This window comes from Enterococcus villorum, from assembly GCF_007990225.1.
In the GTDB taxonomy this organism is placed as follows: Bacteria; Bacillota; Bacilli; order Lactobacillales; family Enterococcaceae; genus Enterococcus_B; species Enterococcus_B villorum.
The window spans coordinates 1-23790 of the sequence record NZ_BJWF01000028.1 but is presented as its reverse complement, the minus strand read 5'-3'; the positions used below and the strand labels follow the sequence as shown (position 1 = coordinate 23790).

General features: G+C 34.7%; 19 protein-coding genes, 2 tRNA genes and 1 other annotated feature. Of the genes, 2 read left to right on the top strand and 19 right to left on the bottom strand.

All coding sequences use genetic code 11. From position 1 onward, the window contains the following. Positions 1-400 precede the first annotated feature (400 nt). The 14 genes from EVI01_RS09670 to EVI01_RS09605 all read right to left on the bottom strand — a co-directional run bounded on the left by EVI01_RS09670 (position 401) and on the right by EVI01_RS09605 (position 18123). Entirely contained in the window at positions 401-601 is a 201-nt protein-coding gene (locus EVI01_RS09670; protein WP_010718724.1) for a cold-shock protein, read from the bottom strand. Positions 602-773: 172 nt separating this feature from the next. Continuing rightward, positions 774-1466, bottom strand: a complete 693-nt coding sequence (gene radC, locus EVI01_RS09665; RefSeq protein ID WP_010752654.1) for a RadC family protein — start codon at positions 1464-1466, stop codon at positions 774-776. 56 nt (positions 1467-1522) lie between these two features. Beyond that, positions 1523-2179, bottom strand: a complete 657-nt coding sequence (locus tag EVI01_RS09660; RefSeq protein ID WP_010752655.1) for an HAD family hydrolase — start codon at positions 2177-2179, stop codon at positions 1523-1525. Then, positions 2169-3482, bottom strand: a complete 1314-nt coding sequence (locus tag EVI01_RS09655) for a bifunctional folylpolyglutamate synthase/dihydrofolate synthase (RefSeq protein ID WP_010752656.1) — start codon at positions 3480-3482, stop codon at positions 2169-2171. Before EVI01_RS09655 ends, EVI01_RS09660 begins: the two co-directional genes overlap by 11 nt. A 440-nt stretch (positions 3483-3922) precedes the next feature. Next, on the bottom strand, positions 3923-6568 hold the full coding sequence (locus tag EVI01_RS09650) for a valine--tRNA ligase (protein ID WP_010752657.1): 2646 nt from the start codon (positions 6566-6568) through the stop codon (positions 3923-3925). 47 nt (positions 6569-6615) lie between these two features. Continuing rightward, positions 6616-6851: a binding site (T-box leader), on the bottom strand. A gap of 162 nt (positions 6852-7013) precedes the next feature. Next, positions 7014-7487 (bottom strand): hypothetical protein, encoded by a 474-nt coding sequence (locus tag EVI01_RS09645; protein WP_010752659.1) that lies wholly within the window; start codon positions 7485-7487, stop codon positions 7014-7016. Beyond that, a complete protein-coding gene (locus EVI01_RS09640; protein WP_146811638.1) occupies positions 7438-9966 on the bottom strand; it encodes a hypothetical protein in 2529 nt (842 codons plus the stop codon). The genes EVI01_RS09645 and EVI01_RS09640 overlap by 50 nt, the downstream gene beginning before the upstream one ends. A 438-nt stretch (positions 9967-10404) precedes the next feature. Further along, entirely contained in the window at positions 10405-11052 is a 648-nt protein-coding gene (locus tag EVI01_RS09635; protein WP_010752661.1) for a redox-sensing transcriptional repressor Rex, read from the bottom strand. A 296-nt stretch (positions 11053-11348) separates the two neighbouring features. After that, entirely contained in the window at positions 11349-12560 is a 1212-nt protein-coding gene (gene thiI, locus EVI01_RS09630) for a tRNA uracil 4-sulfurtransferase ThiI (RefSeq protein WP_010752662.1), read from the bottom strand. An 18-nt stretch (positions 12561-12578) separates the two neighbouring features. Continuing rightward, complete coding sequence (locus tag EVI01_RS09625; RefSeq protein WP_010752663.1) at positions 12579-13721, bottom strand: cysteine desulfurase family protein; 1143 nt, start codon at positions 13719-13721, stop codon at positions 12579-12581. A 175-nt stretch (positions 13722-13896) separates the two neighbouring features. Continuing rightward, a complete protein-coding gene (locus EVI01_RS09620) occupies positions 13897-15618 on the bottom strand; it encodes a septation ring formation regulator EzrA (protein WP_010752664.1) in 1722 nt (573 codons plus the stop codon). 224 nt (positions 15619-15842) lie between these two features. Beyond that, positions 15843-16367 carry a pyrophosphohydrolase domain-containing protein gene (locus EVI01_RS09615; protein WP_010752665.1) on the bottom strand — a complete coding sequence of 175 codons (525 nt, stop codon included), beginning with the start codon at positions 16365-16367 and terminating at the stop codon, positions 15843-15845. A 68-nt stretch (positions 16368-16435) separates the two neighbouring features. After that, positions 16436-17275, bottom strand: a complete 840-nt coding sequence (locus EVI01_RS09610) for a Cof-type HAD-IIB family hydrolase (RefSeq protein WP_010752666.1) — start codon at positions 17273-17275, stop codon at positions 16436-16438. A gap of 14 nt (positions 17276-17289) precedes the next feature. Beyond that, positions 17290-18123: a DUF72 domain-containing protein gene (locus EVI01_RS09605; protein ID WP_010752667.1), complete on the bottom strand. Its 834-nt coding sequence runs from the start codon at positions 18121-18123 to the stop codon at positions 17290-17292. 156 nt (positions 18124-18279) lie between these two features. Here EVI01_RS09605 and EVI01_RS09600 point away from each other — a divergent pair, with 156 nt between their 5' ends. After that, the gene (locus EVI01_RS09600; RefSeq protein ID WP_010752668.1) at positions 18280-19248 is read left to right on the top strand and encodes an asparaginase; all 969 of its coding nucleotides are present in this window, start codon (positions 18280-18282) and stop codon (positions 19246-19248) included. An 86-nt stretch (positions 19249-19334) separates the two neighbouring features. Here the strand turns inward: EVI01_RS09600 and EVI01_RS09595 are convergent, their stop codons facing one another. From EVI01_RS09595 to EVI01_RS09580, 4 genes are all read right to left on the bottom strand, one after another. Further along, positions 19335-20072: an acyl-ACP thioesterase domain-containing protein gene (locus EVI01_RS09595; protein WP_010752669.1), complete on the bottom strand. Its 738-nt coding sequence runs from the start codon at positions 20070-20072 to the stop codon at positions 19335-19337. A 15-nt stretch (positions 20073-20087) separates the two neighbouring features. Beyond that, positions 20088-20921: a fructosamine kinase family protein gene (locus tag EVI01_RS09590; protein WP_010752670.1), complete on the bottom strand. Its 834-nt coding sequence runs from the start codon at positions 20919-20921 to the stop codon at positions 20088-20090. A 279-nt stretch (positions 20922-21200) separates the two neighbouring features. Further along, on the bottom strand, positions 21201-22529 hold the full coding sequence (locus tag EVI01_RS09585) for a C1 family peptidase (RefSeq protein WP_010752671.1): 1329 nt from the start codon (positions 22527-22529) through the stop codon (positions 21201-21203). Positions 22530-22767: 238 nt separating this feature from the next. Next, positions 22768-22841 (bottom strand) — tRNA-Asn (locus EVI01_RS09580). Positions 22842-23053: 212 nt separating this feature from the next. Between EVI01_RS09580 and EVI01_RS09575 the strand changes: the two genes are divergently transcribed. After that, positions 23054-23126, top strand: a tRNA-Thr gene (locus EVI01_RS09575). Between the two features lie 127 nt (positions 23127-23253). On the opposite strand, the gene EVI01_RS09570 is transcribed toward EVI01_RS09575, so the two are convergent. Beyond that, positions 23254-23604, bottom strand: coding sequence for an iron-sulfur cluster biosynthesis family protein (locus tag EVI01_RS09570; RefSeq protein WP_010752672.1), 351 nt, complete (start codon positions 23602-23604; stop codon positions 23254-23256). Positions 23605-23790: the final 186 nt, after the last annotated feature.

The following is a 23790-nucleotide window of genomic DNA, read 5'->3' as shown; positions in this document are numbered from 1 at the left end:
TATTCTAGAACTTTTTGTTCTAGCCTATTGAAAAAATAAATATTATTTACTTTTATTTTTCAGTTCCATATATAAAAATGTGCCTACTCTTTACCTTAGAATAAGATTATAAAGACAAATATCTTTTTCCACTTGTTTTATAGGTAGATAAAAATAATATCATTATGATGAATATCTATAAAATAGAGTGTTGCTCATAAAAAATTTTTAATTGCAATCACTTCACTTTTTTATAAGGACAAATAAATCCTTTGCAAGAAGCATGGATAAATGATCCTGCCACTCACAAAGGATTCGTTTTACGTTCCAATAGGAATGAGACAAATACACTTTAATTGGTACTCGTCTTTACCTAATCATTAAATAGGTGAACAACACTTATTTAGTTTATTCGTTACGCTTAAGCTTTTTCAACATTAGCAGCTTGTGGGCCACGATCTGATTCTTCAACGTCAAAAGTCACTGCTTGACCTTCTTCTAAAGTTTTGAATCCGTCACCTTGGATAGCTGAAAAGTGAACAAAAACATCGCTTCCGTCTTCACGTGAAATAAAACCAAATCCTTTTTCAGCGTTGAACCATTTAACTGTTCCGTTTTCCATTAATAATACCCTCCTCGTGCCGAAGCACTTAATTGATTGTAACATTGCTCGCGTACGATAGAGGTGCAACAGATGTTTCAACTTCTATTCCCAAACAAAATTACAATATAATTGTACACTTGGTTCTTTTTTTTTGCAAGAAAGCTACTTCATCTATTTCTCTATTTTATGCCTATTCTTCTTCCATTAATCCCTCCTCTCTAAGGCTAAAATATTGTTTATTACCAATGATTAAATGGTCTAATACATCAATACCCATCATTTCTCCACATTTTTGCACTCTTTTAGTAAATAGTAAATCTTGTTTAGAGGGGATCACATTTCCAGAAGGATGATTATGAACCAAAATGATACGTGCAGCGGAATAACGTACAGCGTAATGAAAGACTTCTCTTGGGTGCGCAATTGTTTGGTCCAACGAACCAATAAACAATGTTTTTTTCAATAGCACTTGATTTTTTGTGTCTAGATAAATACAAATCAAGTGTTCTTGTTTATAATCTTTTAATTCCAGGATCAATTCTTTTGCTAATTCATAACTTGCATGGATCTGAGATTTTACTGCCACGTGTTCTGTTTGAATCCTTCTACCTAATTCGACTAACGCTTTGATTTCGAGTGCTTTGACACGCCCAATTCCTCGTATTTCCTCTAATTCAGTTAGTGTTGCTTGTCTTAAAAGAGCCAATCCGCCAAATGTTTTCAGCAAATGACCGGCAATTTCTAAAACATTATGTGGGTGCTGTCCTGTGCGTAATAAAATAGCCAATAACTCTTGGTCTGATAATGCTTCTTCGCCATAAAGTAGCATCCTTTCTCTAGGCAATGAAGTCGCTGGCACAGCAGCCAACAAGCTTTTTTCCATGAAATTCCCCCTTTTTTCTCTTCACTATAAGATACGAAAAAAGGGGGAACTATTTTTTATTTTTTTAGAAATTCTGGGACTTCATGTAAAGAAGAGAAGACTGCTACTGTTTTTTCTTTTAATTTATCTGAAGGAAGCAATAAATCTGGGATCATGACCACTGGGATCTCTGCACTTGAAGCCGCAAGTATCCCATTTTGTGAATCTTCTAAAACCAATGTTTCATGTTTTTCTGTTCCCAAATATCGATGAGCTAATAAAAATATTTCTGGATCTGGTTTTGCTCGCTGGACATTTTCTGCTGAAACAATCGTGTCAAAATAACTAGAAAGTTGTTTCTTTTCTAGTAATAGCTCAATAATATGTCGCTGATTACTAGAAGCTACGACTTTGGGTATTTGTTGCTCTTCTAAAAAGTCTAATAATTCTAACACTCCCGGCTTTAATTGAACCTCACCTAAAGAAAAGCGTCTGATTGTTTCTTCATAAGCATCGTCTATAAATTTTTGAACATTATTTTTTCCAAATTCTGCAAAAATTTGATGGTAATTGGCCCAAACTTCTTCATCAGATACACCTAAAAATTTTAGATATAATTCTTTGTCATAAGGGAAACCCATTCGATCAGCTACTGCTTGAGATGCTTCATAATAAACAATTTCAGTATCGAACAATAGCCCATCCATATCAAAAATGACTGATTTATAATTCATGTTTTCCTCCTAATTGTAATAATAATGTACGTACTTCAGAAATAAAGTAGAGTGACCCAGTAACCACTAAGACATCTTCATCTGTCATTTTTTCCAATATTTCTGCTAAACCGAATTGCCATAAGGAGACAATCGAAAGGTTTTCATCTACTAAATCCGTAAAAGAGCTCAAATCTATCGCTTTGGGAGATTCAAATGTGGTTAAATAAATATGGACATTGGGCACTTCTTTTAATTGACTTAACATACTTTCCACGTCTTTGGTTTTTAAGGCGGAGAATAAAAGATTGATTTGATAACCTTGGAACTCTTTTTTTAAATTTTGTACTAATCTTTTTACTGCGTGTGTATTATGAGCTCCATCTAAAATGACCAAGGGTTCTTCACTTATTTTTTCCATCCGACCAGGCCACTGTGCCTTTTTCAATGCCTTTTTAATATCCTTTTCTCTAAAAGGAAGCTCTTCAATCTTACAGTATATTTGGTACAATTCAATAGCCATCCCTGCGTTTTCTACTTGGTGTTGACCAATCATTGCGGTGCTAAGGTGAGTCATTTTACCGGTTTCATTATGAAAAGTAAACACTTCCCCCCATTTATCAGCAGGGCGTTGGTAAGTAATCATATAGTTCTCTTTTAAAGAATAGATAGGTGCGTTTTTTAATTTTGCTTGTTTTTTAATCACTTCTAAAGCAGGTGTTTCGATATTCCCAGTAACAACTGGCACGCCTCGTTTGATAATACCAGCTTTTTGCGCAGCAATCTCTTCAATAGTATCTCCCAAAATATCTGTATGATCTAAGCCAATTGTTGTGATACCCGTTAGCATGGGGACCGCAACATTCGTTGAATCCAATAAGCCACCTAGACCCACTTCAATAATTGCTACATCTACTTTTTGACACAAAAAATAATCAAAGGCCATTGCGGTCAAGGTTTCAAATTCTGTGATTCCAGCAACTGCTTCAAATTGATCCAATTGTTCCACAAGAGGCTGATATTTTTGAACGAGCTTGATCAATTCTTTATCAGGTATCTTTTGACCATTAATTGAAATTCGTTCATTAAATGATTCAATGTATGGTGAGGTAAATGTACCAACAGTTAACCCTGCTTCTTCCAACAGGCATCTAAGATAAGTCACTGTAGAACCTTTCCCATTTGTTCCTGCAATATGAATCGTTTTTACTTGTCTTTCAGGATGCCCCACTACTTCTAGTAATGCTTCCACTCGATCCAATCCTGGACGTGAACCAAATGGCAAGCGGCTATGAATCCAAGTAATTGCTTCCTCAATTTTCATCAACGTTCCCCCATTTCACTTTTATTATAGCAAAAAGAAAGTGCAATAGTAGAAAAAGACATAGTCTTTTTAACTTAGATAGGCAAAAGGCGCTCATCCTTTAAAGGACTAAGACAACATTTTATGGGATTTGCTGCCTTCAAATAAACAAAACTGTAGGAACTATGGGGGATTTGGTTAATAAGAGAAATCTCTGTGAGCAAAGAAATATACCCTCACGTCTACTCTTTTCCCAAAAAGCTTCCATTTCCAGCTTAAAAAATTAGGTTTAGCTAAGTGAGGATAAGTTTATAATAGTCTCCAAGCATTCTAAAATGAAAATTCTATCCGTCTCACAATAAAGCAATCTCTTTTCCTCTACTTTTTTGATTGGCAAAAGAAAAAGAGGCAAATCCACTTTCGTTTATTTGCCTCTTTTGTTTTATTTCATTTATTTTTTACTATTGGATTGTTCTTAAGCTACGGATACGCTCTTTAACAGCTGTTTGTTTATCTAAATAGTCTTTTTCTTTTGTGCGCTCTGCTTCAACAACTTCTGCTGGCGCATTAGCTACAAAGCGTTCATTGCCTAACTTTCCTTGCACACGTTTAACTTCTTCAGTCCATTTTGCCAATTCTTTTTCTAAACGTTGGATTTCTTCTTCAATATTAATTAACCCTGCTAATGGTAAGAAAATCTCTGCCCCTGTTAAAACAGCAGACATAGCTAAATCAGGTGCCACGATATCACTTGAAATCGTTAATTCTTCTGGATTACAGAAACGTTCAATGTAGCTTATGTTTTCCGTTAAGAACTGACCGATTTTAGGATCGTTGGTTTTAATCAATAAAGTTATTGGTTTTGATAACGGTGTATTCACTTCAGAACGAATATTACGGACGGAACGAATTAGTTCTTTTAAGACTTCCATTCCTTTAGAAGCTGTTTCATCATCATATTCTGGATGAACCACTGGATAATCAGCCACAACTAAAGATTCTCCTTGATGTGGAAGATGTTGCCAGATTTCTTCGGTTACAAACGGCATGATTGGATGCAATAAACGTAAAATCTGATCTAATGTGTGCACCAAAATACTTTTAGTCGTTTGTTTTGAAGCCGCATCATCACCGTATAAGATTTCTTTACTCATTTCAATATACCAGTCACAAAAGTCATCCCATATAAAGTTATATAGTTGGCGTCCCGCTTCGCCAAATTCAAAATGATCAAATAACTCGGTGACTTTCGTAATTGTTTCATTGAGGCGAGTTAAGATCCAGCGATCCGCAACTGTTTTTTCACCTGTTAAATCAATAGTTTCAACAGTCATTCCTTCAACATTCATGAGAACAAAACGAGAGGCATTCCAAATTTTATTAATGAAATTCCATGAAGCATCCATTTTTTCATAACTAAAGCGTACATCTTGTCCAGGAGCAGACCCATTGGATAAGAACCAACGCAAAGCATCTGCCCCGTATTTTTCAATGACTTCCATTGGATCAATCCCGTTTCCAAGAGATTTACTCATTTTCCGTCCTTGTTCATCCCGAATCAAGCCATGGATCAAGACGTTTTCAAAAGGACGGCGTTCGGTAAACTCTAAGCTTTGGAAGATCATTCGGCTTACCCAGAAAAAGATGATGTCATAGCCTGTTACTAACGTGCTTGTAGGGAAGTATCGTTTAAAGTCTTCGCTATCTGTATCAGGCCAGCCCATTGTTGAAAAAGGCCATAAAGCAGAACTGAACCAAGTATCCAATACATCTGGATCTTGTAACCAGTCTTCGCTATTTTCTGGTGCTTCCATTCCTACATACATTTCGCCAGTTTCTTTATGGTACCAAGCAGGGATTTGATGACCCCACCATAGTTGACGAGAAATGACCCAGTCATGGACATTTTCCATCCAACGTAAGAACGTTTGATTGAAGCGTGGTGGGAAAAATTCCACGGCATCAGACGTCTCTTGATTTTGAATGGCTTTTTCAGCGAGCGGTGCCATTTTAACAAACCATTGTGTTGATAGACGAGGTTCCACAACTACACCTGTACGTTCTGAATGGCCCACACTGTGCACCATTTTTTCGATTTTGATGAGTCTACCGATTTCTTTTAAATCAGAAACGATAGCTTTACGAGCTTCAAAGCGATCCATACCAGCGTATTGACCAGCTAAATCGTTCATTGTGCCATCTTCGTTCATCACATTTACTCGTGGTAAATCATGGCGATTGCCGACCTCAAAGTCATTTGGGTCATGAGCAGGTGTAATCTTTACAACGCCTGTCCCAAATTCCATGTCGACATATTCATCTGCAACAATCGGAATTTCTTTATTGACTAAAGGTAAAATGACGGTTTTACCAATTAATGCCTGATAGCGCTCGTCTTCTGGATGGACTGCAATTGCTGTATCACCAAGCATCGTCTCTGGACGAGTAGTTGCGATCTCAACCACACCAGAACCATCAGCGAGTTCATAACTCATATGATAAAATGCGCCTTCGATGTCTTTATGATTTACTTCAATATCTGATAAAGCTGTACGAGCTTGAGGATCCCAGTTAATGATATATTCTCCGCGATAAATCAAACCTTTTTCATAAAGTGTAACAAATACTTTACGAACAGCTTCTGACAAACCTTCATCTAAAGTAAAACGTTCACGGCTGTAGTCTAAAGATAAGCCCATCTTTGCCCATTGCTCACGAATATGACTTGCATACTCTTCTTTCCATTCCCAAACTTGATCAACAAATTTTTCTCGGCCTAAATCATAGCGTGAAATACCTTGCTGACGCAGTTTTTCTTCAACTTTCGCTTGTGTTGCAATTCCGGCATGATCCATACCAGGCAACCAAAGTGTATCAAAACCTTGCATACGTTTTTGACGAATCAGCATGTCTTGTAAAGTTGTGTCCCAAGCATGTCCCAAATGAAGCTTTCCTGTCACATTTGGTGGTGGAATCACAATGGAATAAGGTTTTGCTTTCTTATCTCCACTTGGTTTGAATAAGTCTTGATCTAACCATTTTTGATAACGACCAGCTTCAACTTCTTGTGGATTGTATTTTGTTGATAAATTTTTTTCTTCCGTCATACTGATGCCCTCCTTAAAAATAAAAAAAATCCTAAAATACTTTCGTATTTTAGGACGTATTAGTTTACGCGGTACCACCTAATTTGTAATAGTTTCCTATTACCACTTTCAGTGAGTTAACGATCACGACTCGTTTACCCCTAGCCCCAGCCAGATGCTTCAAATAAGGGTTCAAGATAAAAACTCCCAAGCTACCTTCACCAGCCTCTCCTAAGAACGTTCCACCATTCGTTCTCTCTCTATCAGTCAAGCACTAGTTACTCCTCTTGTTCAACGTTACGTTTCATTTTACAATGGTTCGATTTTAAAGTCAAACAAGTTCAAAATAAAGCTATTCATTCAATAAAGCATATATTCTATTTTTGATTTGAATATTTCATTTATCAATTTGGCACAAAACGCACGAAAGATTTAAGGTAACGAACCATAGTTAGATATCCTAGATTCAATTTCTTTCAACCATTGCAATTTTATCTTTAATTGTAGATACACTCTCCCCTCTTTTTAGTAAGGCTTCCTTTTTTGCCTTCATTTCTCGTTCTTTGAATGTTTGAAGATCTACTACTGGAGCTGAAATGAGTTTTTTCGTCAAGGACTTTGAACTAGCTGTATCTTCCTTCTCTTCAGGCGCTTGCTTTGCAATTTCTTGTGCTTTTCCTGTTATATCCTTAAATTTTTGTAACTCCTTGTCAAGAATTTCTAGCTTCATCCCTGAGAAGCTTGGTCTATCTCGTTCATTCCTCGCTTTATGTTCACTTAATAATTCACCTGATAGTATATTAAGTGGTGTACTAGATTTTTGTTCATCTTGTACTTTGATTGCTTTTTGATTTTCAGTTGGCTGTATCTTCTGTGATAAGTGGCCCTCTCTATGCCACTTTAGCGTTTGATAACTTGCTACTAATTGTTTTTTTCCCAAGGTATTGCTGTTCTATAGGTTCTGCTGCATATGTATGATTTAAGTTGATCGACGCACCTGCTGCATCTATAGCCAATGACCAGACAATCTGCGAACAAATCTTACTGTTTACTTTAAGTAACTCATTCACCTTACGATTGACTTCAGAAACCAATATATTTTTTTTACCTATCTTAGAATTTAAATACTTTTCTAATGGATCCCATTTAACATACCACCAATCTTCTTCAAATGGTTTAGTCATTTTACGACCGTTCTTTAATTTTCTCCCACTACAAGAGACTAAAGGAACTTGTTTTATACACGCTTCAATGACACTTTTTAAGTTAGGATCTTTATGTATAAAATTTTGAATAACTTCTTTTTGATAAAGTTCAAGCCTAAATTGTTCTTCTTCGCCAACGTCATTGTTTCTATGTTCATGAATATGAAAAAAAGTATCTTCCATTGCCGTTTTTATTTGTTCTTTTTCTTTATTTAACTCTACTAAAAATTGACTTATTTCTTTCTTAGCTGTTTGATTATCCATTTTTCTTAAAAATTTATCTATTTTTTTCAAAATTACTTGATATTCTTTTTGCTTACTTTCTTTGTCCGTTGTTAAAAATTTTTTCACCCAAGTGATGACTTCATCATCTGTATATTTGATATTTTTAATTGTTAATTCTTTTTTAATTGATTCAATGAGGTCATTGTTTTTTGTAAGGTTATCCAATTCTTTCAGCGTTTTTTGTTTGTCTTCAATTGTTACATACCCATTATTTTTTTCATATAATTTTTCGTAAATTATTTTCATTATTACCGGAGAGAGATAATGGATTTTCTGCTTCTCTAATTCCAGTTTTACTTCATCAATTTTGCTTGCTAGTTGACTTTTTTCCTCATTTTCTACTATATTTTGTAATTCTTTCCCCATTTTCGAACTGATTGCAGAAGTACAGTGGATCATTTCCTTTTCTTCAACCATTTGTGCGATCTCATTTTGTTTATTTTCTGGTAAATGGGCGGTTAATTGTTTTTTTGTTTGTTGCTTTAGTTCTTCATTCCAATTTGGATAAAGGATTCTCATTTTAAATAGAATATCTGCCAATTCTTTTGGTTGCAACTGATTGATATTCTGGAAATTCATCAGTCTGCTATCGATGGATTGGATGGCACTCATTATTCGTTGGTTTTCTATTTCCCTTAAGTCTTTTTTCATCAATTCTGAGAAAACAACACTTTTTTCTGGGCTTTGCTTTGCTAATTCTTGTTTGAATGTTTGAATGGTTTCAAATTTTTCCCATGTTTCTATACCAAAAGTCATTCGGCCTATCTGTGATAGTTGTTCCTTTAACTCTGAGGAATTTAAAGAATGATATAAATTCTCAAATTCATGAACTTGTGACCTTTTATTTAACAAATGATTGAATTCTTCTTGCTCTTCTTTCGTTAATTTTTGTTCCAGACTTTCTTTATAAAATTGTAAACGTTCGTTTTTATTAAATGAAGTATCGACTAACTGCCTGATACCTTCTTTGACAAGGGTAGATTGTGCTTTTTTATCGATTTGAGTCAAGATTTCAACCGGTATTTTATGCGTTCCTCTTAATGCATCATCGAATTTTATCGCATGATCAACACTTACTTCTTTTGCAATTAAGTGAACGATCTCTTTTTCAGGAGACCTTACTTCTATCGTTCCATAAAGTTGGTTAAAGAATTTCCGTATTCTAGCTTTAGATAGATCGCTTTGTTCGAACGCAACCCTTATATGCGCTTTTTTTTCACTTTTTGATAAACTATTTCTTTGTAATAGTTTATGAAGGGCTTCATTGCTCTTTAAAAAATCATAAATATCACTAAATTCATCATCAATTTCCATGGATAAAAGAGCTTCAATGACTACTTCTCTATACCCATTTTTAATCGCTTCCTCTTTATTTAGCTCAGTGCCATAATATCTATAGTTATTATCTCTCAACAGATTTAATGAACTTTCTAAGATATGTTTTTTTGTTTCAATTGATTCCATGCCATATTGCAATTCGATACAACCAGCTTTTAATTCTCGATTTAAGGACTTACGCTCGTTTTCTACTAAAAAATTTAATTCACAAGTTCTGGATAAGCTTTTTAATAAAACCAGTTGATTTAATTGTTCTACTTTTGATTCAATCAAAAGATCAAAAAATAATTTTTGTAAGTCTGTATTATCAGAAATTTTCTGAAAATTAACACACGATTCAACGACTTCTTTCATTGTCACTGTCGGTTGCTTTTTCAACAATTCTAGTAATTTTTCGCCTTCTTTCGTCTCAATATTTGATTTTTTCTCTTGGAATTGTTTTAATAATTGTTCATATTCTTTATTCGTTTCATAGGGGGTTTTCTCTAACACCCTTAACAATTGTTGATAACCTTCATTATTTTTGTCCTTCACATCGTTCATTACCGACAAGATCTCTTCTTTGATTCGCTCTTGTTCGAATTTATTCATTTTATTACTCCCATCTTTCATCATTATTGTAGATTCTAAAGGCAACTTAACTCCTTTTTAACATAATCGTAACAACAAAAAACTGATGATATATTCTAGATTATTCCTATTTGAAAATTGAAGTAAATTACCTACATTCCATTTATTTTCCTCTAGATATTGTCGATTTTTTTTTAAACTGTTATATTCATTAAAAAAATAAGCAAATATTCATAAATAAAATCCTTAAATTTAAAAGATTCTATCAGTTAAAAATAGATAAATCAACAACAAAAAAATTAATCATACCCGTTATTTAATTTTAAAAAATAAAATAGAACTGAATTTGTTACTATTTGTTATTATTATCCTTGTTAAATGTTCAAACAAGTTAAAAACACCTAGAAGTGCTACTTCTAAGTGCTTCTCTATGCTTCACAAAATTATTTTTTTTAAATATCAAGAAAAAACTTCTGAATATTTTTCATCAAAATAAATAAGTGTTTGCAATTCTGTAGTTAAATCAATGTATTGGATATTTACGTGATCTGGCACAATCACACGATCTGGTGCAAAATTTAAAATAGCAGATACCCCCCCATTGACTATTTCATTGATGGCTGACTGGGAATATTTACTAGGTACCGTAGAAATTGCGACGGTAATATTTTCTTTTTGGGCAATTTCTGCAAATTGTTCAATCGAATAGATCATTTGTCCATCCACTTCTTGTCCAACAATTTCAGGATCGTTGTCAAACACACAAACAATATTTAAATTTTTATTTCTTCTAAAATTGTTATGTTTTAATGCCTTCCCTAAATTACCATAACCAACAAGGGCAATGCGTTTTTCTTCTTCTGTATTTAAGATCTGATCAAACACTTCTATTAAATAAGGAACCTCATAACCATAGCCACTGCGTCCTAGCTCGCCTAAGTAAGAAAAATCACGGCGGATGCTGGCAGAAGGCACTTGAGTAATCTTACTAAATTCATTTGACTTGATTCTTTTGATACCTGAATCATCTAACATTTTTAGATAACGTAAATACAATGGCAGTCTTTTAGCAGTTGCTTTTGGTAAAGTCCTATTTTTTTCGCCCATAGTCAAGCTCCTTTGTTAATTTCTTCACATGATTAGTTTATCATTTATTTTAAAGTGGAGCAATGACCTCATAAAAAATAGGCAACTTGTCTTACTTGCAAAACAAAAATTGTTTTTTCATGAAATAAAAAATCTGTCACTATTTTTACTCTTGAGCCGATTTACTTTCTTCTTTCTGATTTGCTCCACGATTGATCTATTTGCTATCACAAAACAAAAGAACACAAAAACAATGGTTGCTGTTCATGTGTTCTACTATTTATCAATAAAAAATGCATGCAGTTAAATGAATCTTTTTACAATAAATCAGCAAATTCTTCTACTTGTTCATTTACTGCAACTGTATGGATCGTTTCCATTTTTAGACCGGCTAATGCTCGGTTGATCATTTCTTCAATCGGCAAACGTTCCTCGTATTGATGAACTTTATCTAGACGAGGACGTGTTTTTGGTTTTGGAGGAGCAAAAATGGTACAGCAATCTTCAAATGGCTGAACGGACAGTTCAAACGTGTCAATTTGTTCAGCTACTTCGATGATTTCTAATTTATCCATAGTAGCAACTGGACGAATGATTGGCGTATTGGTGACTTCATTGATTGCCACCATACTTTGAAGTGTTTGAGAAGCCACTTGTCCTAATGATTCACCATTTAAAATGATTAAACCATGGCGCATACGTCTGATCTCATCCGTCAAACGCAACATCATCCGTCGAGTAATCGTCATCCAATATCCTTGAGGAATATTTTTTTTGATTTCTTCTTGAATCTCAGTAAATGGTACCTCGATAAATTCAATTTTACCAACATATGGCGTTAGTTTCTCTGTTAAGTCTTTGGCTTTTTGCAAAGCTTGTTCACTTGTATAAGGGGGGCTAGCAAAATGTACTGCTTCAATTTCAACGCCACGTTTCATCGCAAAGTAGCCGGCAACTGGTGAATCAATACCTCCTGAAAGCATTAGCATTCCTTTACCGCTCGTTCCAACTGGTAGCCCACCAGCACCTTTAATTGTTTCATAAGATAAATAGGCAGCATCTCGCCGTATTTCTACCCGTAAAGGAATATCAGGTTGACGCATTTGTACTTGGATGTCAGGAAAGGCATCTACAACCGCATTTCCTAATGTTTGGTTTAGTTCATTACTCGTCAGTTCAAAGTCGTGATCGCTACGTTTAGCAATGATTTTAAATGTTTCTTTTCCTGTGTATATTTCTTTCATGATTTCTTGCACAGCTGTTTTTATTTTTTGAACATCTTTTTCAACACGAAGACTTGGTGAAAAGTTCTGAATACCAAAAATCTGGGCTAATTTAGGAATAACTAGTTCACTATTTGCTCCATTTAAAAGTAAATGCATCCGATCTCGATCCGCATGAATTTTGATTTCTGGAAAATCGCTAAGTGCTTGTCGGACATTTTGTGCTAGTTGCATAATAAAACTTTTACGATTTTTCCCTTTTGTTGACAATTCACCATAGCGAACCATGATTTCACTATATTTCACAAAAACACTCCTTGGTTGTTAATTAATGGTTGAAAATTTTTTATATAATTGTTTGAAAATAATCATAAATTGTTCGACTTCTGCCATAGAGTTGCTTTCGTCTAAACTGATACGAACCGCAGAAGTGGCTAAATCGTTTGGTACACACATGGCATGTAAAGTACTACTTGCTAGATGTTTCCGTGAAGAACATGCGCTAGTAGTTGAAATAAAAATTTGCTTTTCTTCTAAAGCATGAACCAATACTTCGCCACGAATACCTTTTAGTGAAAAACATAAAATATGCGGTGCGTAACTATTTCCTTCAGAAAAAATAGTGACTTTGTCGTAGGACTTCAATGCTTGAATCAATGCTTCTTTTAAATTTTTGGTGTGATCTGGTTTTTGATTCTTTCGCTCCAAAGCTATACGCAAAGCTTTAGCCATAGCAACAATTGCTGGGACATTTTCTGTTCCGCTTCGCTGATTTTTTTCTTGACCACCACCATTAAGAAGTGGCGCTAAACGACGGCCTTTTTTCCAATAAATAAAACCTATTCCACGTGGCCCATGAAATTTATGTGCAGAAAATGTTGCAAAATCGACACGCTCTGTTAACCATTCATTCAAAGGAACTTTCCCAATCGCTTGAACCGCATCCACATGAAAATGAATTTTCGGATAGGCATTTAAAAGCTTGCTGATTTCTAAAATAGGTTGGATTGAACCTACTTCGTTGTTTACCGCCATGATCGAAATCAACACCGTATCCTTACGTATTAATTTTTCTAGCTCATCAATACGTACAAATCCGTGTTCATCTACTGGTACAATACTCACTTCTACGCCTAAAGCTTTCAATTGTTCTGCTGTTTCACTCACAGCTGGATGCTCAATACCAGAAATGATCATATGATTGCCATATTCACGTTTTTCGATCATGGATCCTTTGACTACCCAGTTATCTCCTTCTGTTCCGCCAGAAGTGAAATACACTTCTTCAGGTGTTACTTCGATCAGTTCAGCAATTTGTTTTCTGGCTTGTTGCAACAAACGGTTTGCTTGATTGCCTAAATCATGCAAACTTGACGGATTCCCAATAATCCGCTGACTTGTCTTTACATAGGCATCTAAACTTTGCGGAAAGATTGGGGTTGTGGCGCTATTATCAAAATATATCATAAGAAACCCCTCTTTTTTGAAATTCTTTTCTATTATAACGGTTGTCCCACCTGCTTTCAAGAGGCGTTTAATTTTTCAGGAATTTTCGTGCAATTAACTATTTCCATACGAAAAAAGACAACAGTTAGCCTTTCTAGGGACTACTGTTGTCTGTTTCATTTTCGATTTCTTTTCACTAAACTAAATCAGGATTTTTAAAGTAAAAGTCCTCAATTCGTTTAAAAGCACCTGGTTCTACACGTTCTAACGCCGTACCAATTTCATCTAAAGCTTCTTGATAGCGGTATTCTTTATTAAATAAATAAAAACTTTTATCAATGGCTTCTTTTATTTCTTCGTGTGTGTGACGGTAACGATTGGCATATTGTAACATTTGTTCAGTCAACGCAGCCGCATCCACTAGATCATGTGTTTTCTTATCTAGTAATTCTAAATCTTCTTCACATAAAGCAACGAGTTGATTGACTTCTTCCATATTGACTCTGATTTTATTCAATACAATACTTAATTCTTCAATTCGATCAGTTGCTACAAAGAAAAATTCAAGATAATCTTTAGGTAGACCAGGTAACCGTTGTTGTTCAACAAAACGCTTCAAGTTACGCAATTTAAATTCAAACACATCAATTTTTTCTTGCGCTTCTTGTTCACCTTTTCTTAACTCGTGTAAAGAGTCATCAATTTCAACTTGTTGGTTTTCGATATCTTCTAAAACTTTGAACACCTTTTTGTAGAACGTACGAACTTCAGAAAATGGAATCAAGAGTTGTTGCATTTGTGGTTTCATTTGTTCGTTTTGACGTTCAATTTCTTCCACTTCTGTTTGAAAACCACGTACTCGTCCAATTTCATTATGATTCAATGCATAACTTTGAGCTGTATGATCTAACTCAATCAATAGTTGACGATTGTTTTTCGTTGCATGTTTGATGTATTGTTCGATCGTTGCTTGATTCGTCGCTACATAATTTTGTGCTTCCATCTCACGTTCTAGCACATCATAAAGTGCATCAATCATACTAGCTGTTTCACGATTTTCAAATTCAACCGTTTCAACTTCTGTTTTTTCAAGGGTTGCTAATGAATGTTCAATACGTTTACTTACTTTTTTAATATCACCAACGAGATCATCTTCTGGAAAAACATATTGTTCCTGCATCAATTTTTCGTAAGTACTATTGATTTCTTCAAGTTGCTCTGGGAAAGTAGTGTTCAAATCTTCAAACAATGGCGGAATTTTTTTCATTAAAGCTTCCACTTCATACGTATGTTTTTCTGCTTTATCTAAAACTTCGCGAGCTTCAACAGGATCACCTGAAGTATTCAAGGCCACAAATTGCGTGAATTCATTTTCAATCATTTTGACTTGCTTTTGTAACTCAGGAAGTGCAGGTCCGTATTCTTGTTCATCTTCTTTGATCGTTTCTTTTAATTCTTCATAGACATCTAAAGCTTGTTGAACAGCTAATGAATTACGCTCTTCTGTTTCACGTAGTTCTTTTAGACCTTCACGAATCTCAGAAACTTCTTTTTCCATTTGATCCATGGTTTTCTCTGCTTCTACAACTGCTTTTTTACCTTTTAAAAATCGGAAACTCTCATTAAGATTTTCTACTTCAAAAATTTGACTTTCTAACTCAGCAAATGAGGAAGTGGATATGTCATTCCATTTTTGACTCCATTCACGAAAGGTATTTTGGCTTTGTCCAACCAGATGCATTTTTTTCACATCATCGACTTCTTCAATCACAGGCAAGTCGAACAATTCTTCCTTGCGTTTTTCTAAGGCGTCCAATCGATCTTGGTTTTTTTTCTTCATTAAGTAACTAACCAAAAAGGCGATTAGGGCGACTATAATGATTGCTATGACGATTCCGATGATAACATTATTTCCCATTTAAGGTACCTCCGTTTTCAATATGCATCTATTTTCTATGCCCTGATAGTTATCAAAGGTGCATAAAACAATAAATACGTCTTTCGTGCAAAAGACATCTATCGTAAATTATAACATACTATTTTTAAGCATTCACTAACTTCATGAAAAACTTTTGTTCTTAATGATAAAATAAAGCGTCAAAAAACTATTTTAATTGTTCCCTTTGAGACGATGTCAAATTTTTAAGCGTTTTTTTCGGCTTCATTGATTTGGCGTTGTATCTCATTGGCTATTTTGGATTCAGGCGCATAGTTTTGTTCCCAATTTTCGGGCTTTAACACTTTATTCGTTATCGGATGATAATGGGGTTTGCCATCTGGAAAAAGTTTGCCCATGTTCGCTTGATGCACAATGTCAAATATTTGTGTAGGATCAACTCCTAATAATGAAAAAGATCCATAAGTAAAATATAAAAGATCTGTTAATGCATCTACTTGCTCAACCAAAGGATCATTTCCCCAGTGTTTTTTGGTAAGCATTTTTCGTTCAGCTTGCTCTAACGCTTCGTGTAAAGCCTTGACTTCTTCGTGTAATTGTTTTTGATCACCTTGACAAGTGGCTGCGATTAGTTCGACTAATTCTTCCATTTTAAATCCTGCTCGGTAGACCGCTTCTTTCTTTGTAAAAGGGGTTGGGACTTTGGGAGACCGCGGATCAAAGATTTCATGAAATTCTTCTACTTTTTGAAAAGGTGTTTTTTCAGACATATTATTTCTCTACTTTCCTAACTTTCTAGTTCGTCATACTTTCCCTATCTCTTAGTTTGACAAAATAATCAATAAATCAATTCAAAATGTTTTAATACTTCGTATATGCCATTTTTTTCATTTGTGTTCGTCACAAAATCAGCTGCTTGTTTGACTTCTCTTTGGGCATTCCCCATTGCTACGCCAATACCCACTCCTTCTAACATCTCAATATCATTGTAGTGGTCCCCAAACGCCATGATTTCAGACATCTCTAATCCAAAATTTTTGGCAAAAGCAGCAATTCCTAAAAGTTTGGAACCACCTTTTGGGATGATATCTACTGTATAGGCATTGGAACGCTGAAAGGTGCATTCTGGGAAAATTTTTTCTAATTTTTCTTGTTCAGATTCCTGGCTTAACAAAATACATTGATAAACCGATTCATTCAGAATCTTTAGTGTTTCGTATCGCTTTTTCTGCCGATGAGGACTAAAAAGCTGTAGTCCCTTTTTTAACAATCTTACTGGAAAATTTTTAGGAAGTAGACTGACGAACCGTTTGATTAAAATTGACTGACCTAATAACATCGTGGTGGAGCCTTCTAATTTTTCTCGTCCACCAAAAATGATCTGCCGATGGTTTTTATCTGAAAATTTTACGATTTTCATCAAGACGTTTTGATCAAACGGTTGATCTACTATAGTGCGTTCAGCTGTATACACTAATTGACCATTATAGACAACATACATGTCCAATTCCAATTCGTCTACCACTTCTTTGATTCTGACTGGGCTACGTCCAGTTGCTACGCCACATAAGATACCATTTTTCCTGGCATAAGTTATGGCTTGCTTGGTCGAATCAAGTGCTTTTGATTGGTCATTTACTAATGTCCCATCAATATCAAAAAAAATCGCTTTGATCATCCAATACTCCGTTTCTAGAATAAATCCATTTGCTGCGGGTTTAATCCTTGTGGTTTTATTTTTAATATTTTTTGCAGAGCTAAGGCATTTTCGGCAGCATCTCCACCAGAATTATTATTAAAAATAATTCCAATTTCTTTTGTTTTTTCCTCAACAGATTTGATTGCAGTTGCTAATTCAATGAGTTCCTGCTCAGAATAACGATAAAGAGTTCTTTTTTTACGCCAATCTTTGTCATTGGCTTGCCATCCTTGGGCATTTCTTCCATGAAATCTAAAGAGCGTGAATGGTGAATGGCTAACAAATGGATCAAAAGGAATCGTTGTATTCAATAATTGTGGTTCATCAATAATGGCTAACGAAAATTCAGCACGTGTCATAAAATTTCTTGTGCGCTCAATAAAATCCGGTTGATACCAAGAATAATCACGCAACTCGATCGCTACTGGATAGCCAGCAAACCACTTTCTAAGTTTTCGCAAGTATTGCACACTTTCTTTCGTGCATTTAAAAGAAGCAGGAAATTGCACTAAAAAACAAAACAGTTTATCTGCTTCCTTCATAGGTTTCATCACTTCTAAAAATTTAGCGATCATCTCTTCTTCTGTCTGATAATACTCATGCCAATCGCCTTGTCCACTAATCCCTTGATAGGCTTTTACAACAAATCGAAAATTTTCTGGTACTTCCTGAACCCATTTTTCAACAGAAGTTTTACGTGGAATACCATAATAAGCCGTATCTAATTCTACAAGTGGCAAATATCTTGCATACTCATAAAGTGTATTATTCTTTTTCCCTGTTAGTTTCTCATGTTCTTTAAAAGACGTTAAACCTACCCTTATCATTTTAAGACACCCTTCTTTTACTTTTCAAACCAATTCTCAACTATGTACGTTACTGTTTACTGCTTACTCATAGGCCTTAGATGGCAAAACTCTTTCATATAGTATACAATAAGCTTTAAAGTCTATGCAAAATTATTCGTAAGGAAGTCCGTAAAAATGAAAAAAATTCTTATTTTACACACTGGCGGAACCATTGCTATGAAAGAAAATCTTTTAACGGGCGGTGTCAGTCCAGATGTGATTAACCCGTTATTGGATGCTGAAATCACCGTTCCAACGAATGTTGATCTAGTCATGGAAGATATTTTCAATCTTCCTTCACCACATATTATGCCTAAACATATGCTAATTTTGAAAAATCGAATTTTAGAAGCCTATGACGCAGGGATAAATGGTATTGTGATCACTCATGGAACCGATACCCTAGAAGAAACAGCTTTTTTCTTAGATACAACAATTGGTGACAAACTACCGATCGTTTTAACGGGGGCTATGCGTTCAAGTAACGAACTTGGAAGTGATGGTCTGTATAATTTTGAAAGTGCTATTCGTGTCGCTAGTTGCGATGAAGCCGTTGATAAAGGGGTGTTAGTTGTCATGAATGATGAAATTCACTCTGCACGTTATGTCACTAAAACGCACACTACAAATGTGGCTACTTTTCGCACGCCGACACTCGGTCCCATCGGCTTGGTCACCAAACATCGGATTTTATTCATGCAAGAACTATTAGCGACCAAACGATTAAATATTGATTCTGTTAAAGGAACCATTCCAATCGTAAAAGCTTATGCGGGTATGCATGGCGATCTATTAGAAGCCATTGCACATACCAAAGTGGATGGTCTAGTGATCGAAGCTTTAGGTGCAGGCAATTTGCCTCCACAAGCTGTGACGGCGTTAAAAAAATTACTGATCCAAAAAATCCCTGTAGTCCTAGTTTCTCGTTGTTTTAATGGGATAGCAGAACCGGTTTACGATTATGAAGGTGGCGGAAAAGCATTAGCAGAGATGGGGGTTATTTTTTGCAATAGTATTAATAGTCAAAAAGCTCGATTAAAACTGCTAATTGCCCTAAATAATGGTCTAAATAATCATGAGTTGATTTCTTTCATGACTCAGTGAATATATTTATAAAAAAATAAGGTTCTAAAAACAGCTTACATCAAAATGTAGTGCTATCTTTAGAGCCTTATTTTTATTGCTTTTACTTATCTAGTTTTCCATAAAATATTTGCTTCACAATACAATTGATCTTGCATTCTTATTTCGTGTCTCGTTTTCATCCCATTTTCTAAAATGACTTGTTCATAATGACTTTCGATCTCATTGCCATACTCTACTTCTTTATCAAAACGTATCAATACTTTTTCTGGAACATGGGTAGTTAAAAAATCGTATCCTAATACATCAATGATCCAGTTGAAATACATAGCATTATTTACGTGTTGGTTACTGTCAATATCATAGAAACGGACACGATATGGCAACATACTCCCTGATTCAATTTTTTCGATTTTTTCTTGACGTTTAATTTTTTTGACTTTTTCACTTTCAAATGGTGCAATAATTTCTTCATTCACACTACTCATTTTACGATTCACAAAGTCCATCAATACAAAAACAGATTCTATTTTGACTAGTTCTTCTCCTTGTTCATCATGAATCCAAAAATTTCGATAACAAAAAAATTTATTATATGCCATCGCTTGTGTCGTTATAGAAATGGTTTCTCCCACTCGTGGTAAGCGAGTAATTAGCATTGAATAATTCGTAATTACCCAAGTAAGACCAAAACTGTTTACAAAGTCGCTTCCTCGTTCAAGTGTATCGCTTTGTTCTTCAGATGTCTTAATCACAATGCCTAGCATCGATGGAAATGTCATTGTTTGGTTAATGTCGCATTCATAATATGAAACTTCATGTTTTTTTGTATATTTCTTTGCCAAAAAAACACCCTCCTCTTATCTTTTAACTAGTAATTGATCCACTTGTAAGCCGTAACTTTCACCAAACATGTTTAAATGGGCTAATAAATAATATAATTGATAAATTGCTATCCGCTTTTCCCAATTTTTTTCCAAAGGATAAATGGTTTGGTAACTTTCTAAAAATTCTGGACGAAACCCGCCAAACAGTTGGCTCATTGCTATATCTTGCTCACGATCACCATAAGATACAGCTGGATCAATAAAGACGGGTTGCCCTTGCTGATCAAAGAAAACATTACCACTCCATAGGTCACCATGCAAGAGGCTTGGAACAACCTTTTTATTTTCAAAATTGTCTAATACATATTGTTTAAAATCGATAAATTTTTCTTGACGTGTCTGATTCCAACGATTATTTTTTTCTGCTAATTGTATTTGGCTTTCCAAACGATTTTTAAAGAAAAACAACCACCAATCTTCTTCATATTGGTTCTGTTGAGGTAGAACACCTAAATAATTGTCCTTGCGATAGCCAAATTGCGGTGCAGTTACATGGTGTAACTTTGCTAAAGAAGAGGCCAAATCTTTAGAGTCGCCCTTCCCCGGTTCGATCCATTCCATCAAAAGATAAGCGCCTCCTTGCAATTCTCCCAGCATGTAGGTATCAGGTACACGTACATAAGGCGCTAATTCTTTTAAACCATCTACTTCGGCTTCAAAAAATGATTTTCCAATATTCGGATGAATTTTTAAAAAATAAGATTTGTTTTGTTCTTCAATCCGATACGTTTGATTGACATCTCCACCAGCTACAGGGATCACTTTTCCTTCTAAATGTATGTCTGCTAAAACTGATTGAATATCCATCTCTCTTCCTCCTCACATGCTTTCTCTCTATTTATTAGCTATAATTATAACACAGGCAGATAAAAAGGAAGGAAATGAGTCTGTTGCTGTTTTTTTTAGAATAATCAAAAACTATTTAATAGGAAAAAAGAAAGAAACCAGTCGCTTTCTATCTTCTTAGACTAAAATGAATTTAGAAACGACATCGACTTCTTTCTCACTTTTTTCAAACACACATTTAAAATGAATTCACTTGTTTTATTTTCATTTTTGTTTCTACATAAAATATAAGCTAATGACTTAAGCTAAAGCTCCCATTGGATCCCAAGGTGCTAAAATAATCGGATCTTCATTAAATGCCTTTAACTGCTCTTTCGTTAACAAATCTTTTCGAACCACGATTTGATAGGTATATTCATCCATCCATTCATCACTCATGACAAAAAAGCCTTTATTTCCAACTTTTTCGCCCCAACTATTTTCCACTTTCCATTTCGTGGATTTTCCCTCCACAATATCCACACCTGTAAGGACCATTGCATGTGTCATTAAACTTTCACTATAATTCAATCGTTGCGCTTTTGTCATAGCAAAATCCACATCAAACAAATTATTAAGATCATAAACATCTAGTGCCATAATCCCACTATCTCTCGTGGAAGATTGACCAACATCACAGCCAAACCAAACAGATTCTCCTTGCTCCAGCTGGGCAATTGCTAATTTTTTAAATGTATCCATCTCAACATTTAAATAGCGCACTTCTTTTCCACCAACAACATTTCCTAACATCTCTACCGTATAAGAACGATTAAAAGGTTTAGCTTCAGTCGGTGCATTGATAATGCTGACATAGTCATCTAATTTTACACCGATGTACTTGTCGTAAAACAATTGAGGAGTCAGTGCTTGATCAAGATGGTAATTATTTTCTTCATCACGATACTCAAAATCAAATTCTTTAGGAGGGGTGCCTAGAGAAATGGACAAAAAATTGTAAATTTCTTCTAACATTTCTTCTTTTTTACTTTGAATCGCTTCATGTGTTTCATCCGCCGCAATCATTTCACGTAAAACAACCGCATCTTTACGTAATAATTTATTTAAATAATTATTCAAATCACGTGAATTTGAACTATTCGCACTTTCTGGCATCACTGATTTAGGAACAACTCCGTATTTTTGGAAAAGAGAAACGATCATATCCCATTGACCACCGTCTTGTTGTGGTGTCGCTAATAAAAATGCGACTTTGCGACTATCAAGCGCATCATTCCCAGTTGCGATAATATTTTCGTAAAAATAATTTGCTTTTTCATATTTATCCCAGAAAAAAGTATAATTTTGAGACAATTCAAATTCTTTTAAATGAAATTGATTCAATAACTTATGGCGAAATGTATTTAATGCTGCAAACATCCAACAACGACCTGATTGTTTTTGATTGGCCACTTTTCCAGTAGATAAATCAATCGAAAATACTGGTGTATTTGAAACATGGGCAGCTGTATTTTCTGCAGAAGCTGTAATACCATTTTTAACTACTGCTCTTTGTAATGCTTGTTGTTTACTGCTTGCTCGAAACTTTTTTTCAAATCTTTTAGTCATCTCAGGTGTAATAGCTTTCATTTAATCATCCTTTCCAAATCCAAGTTATACTATGTATTGTACCCTTAAGGAATTGGAAAAACAATCGGTTCTCTAATCATTCATTGAAATGAGCATTCTTTAGCAACTTTAAGAAGCAAATGAATGATTCAAGCTAAAAATTTTGGTCTAAATCATAAAAAGCGTTCCTGCAACAAAAAAAAGAAAAAGTGATTCAACTAATTGAATCACTTTTTCCTCTTATACTAAAAAATATTTACTCCGGCAGTAGGACTCGAACCTACGACATCATGATTAACAGTCATGCGCTACTACCAACTGAGCTATGCCGGAATCAAGTACATATATATAATAGCAATTTCTCCAAAATAACGCAACACTTTTTTTGTAATTTTTTTATTTTTTTACAGAAATCGTTACCATAAATACGTTATTTTAAATTTTTTTATTAATGCTCCTTTAAATAAAAATTAGCTTTTTTCTATTAATTAGATATTGACAAAATGAATGTTTTTCGTTATCCTATTATTTGTATTAAAGTTTTTGCCGCTTTAGCTCAGTTGGTAGAGCGCTTCCATGGTAAGGAAGAGGTCGCCGGTTCAAGCCCGGCAAGTGGCTTCTTGAAACAGAGTAGCATGTTGTTTTATCAGCGTGTTACTCTGTTTTTTTATAACCGAAATAAGTCACTCATTTCTTCAAACAAAAAACTACTCAAACGATTGAACTCTGTTATCTCCTCCGTTGATTAGGGTCGTAAATCGACCAGTGGGACATAGTTATCTAACGTACCACTTGGTGATTCAAGTTTGAAGACATTTAAACGTGGATCTAAAGTCAAAGTCATTTCTTCATCCATGTACATTTTCGAATAGTCTTTGATAAATACTTCCCCCATGTCGCTATCTATCGTCAGTGGATAGTCTGTCTTCTCTTGTTTTTTATCTAATAAAAGTAATCGAAAACTAGTATCCAAGGAACAAACACCCATTTTCGAATATTTTCCTACACCATCATCCAGATCAAGAATAATGATTGCTCCTTCTTGAACATATTTTTCTAATCTCTCTTGCGCTTTTTCAGAAATCTTCAAATACATAGATACGTCCTCCTTTTTAGATCATTCCTTTATGATGCTAACACGTTTCTATCTTTGAAGCGAAAGTTCTGCTTAAAGATACCTGTGACATACACTAGGCTATTTAGATAAATGGAAAATCCATACAAACTTAGATGACTTTATTTAGACACAAAAAAAACGATAGAAAAATCTATCGTTTCAATA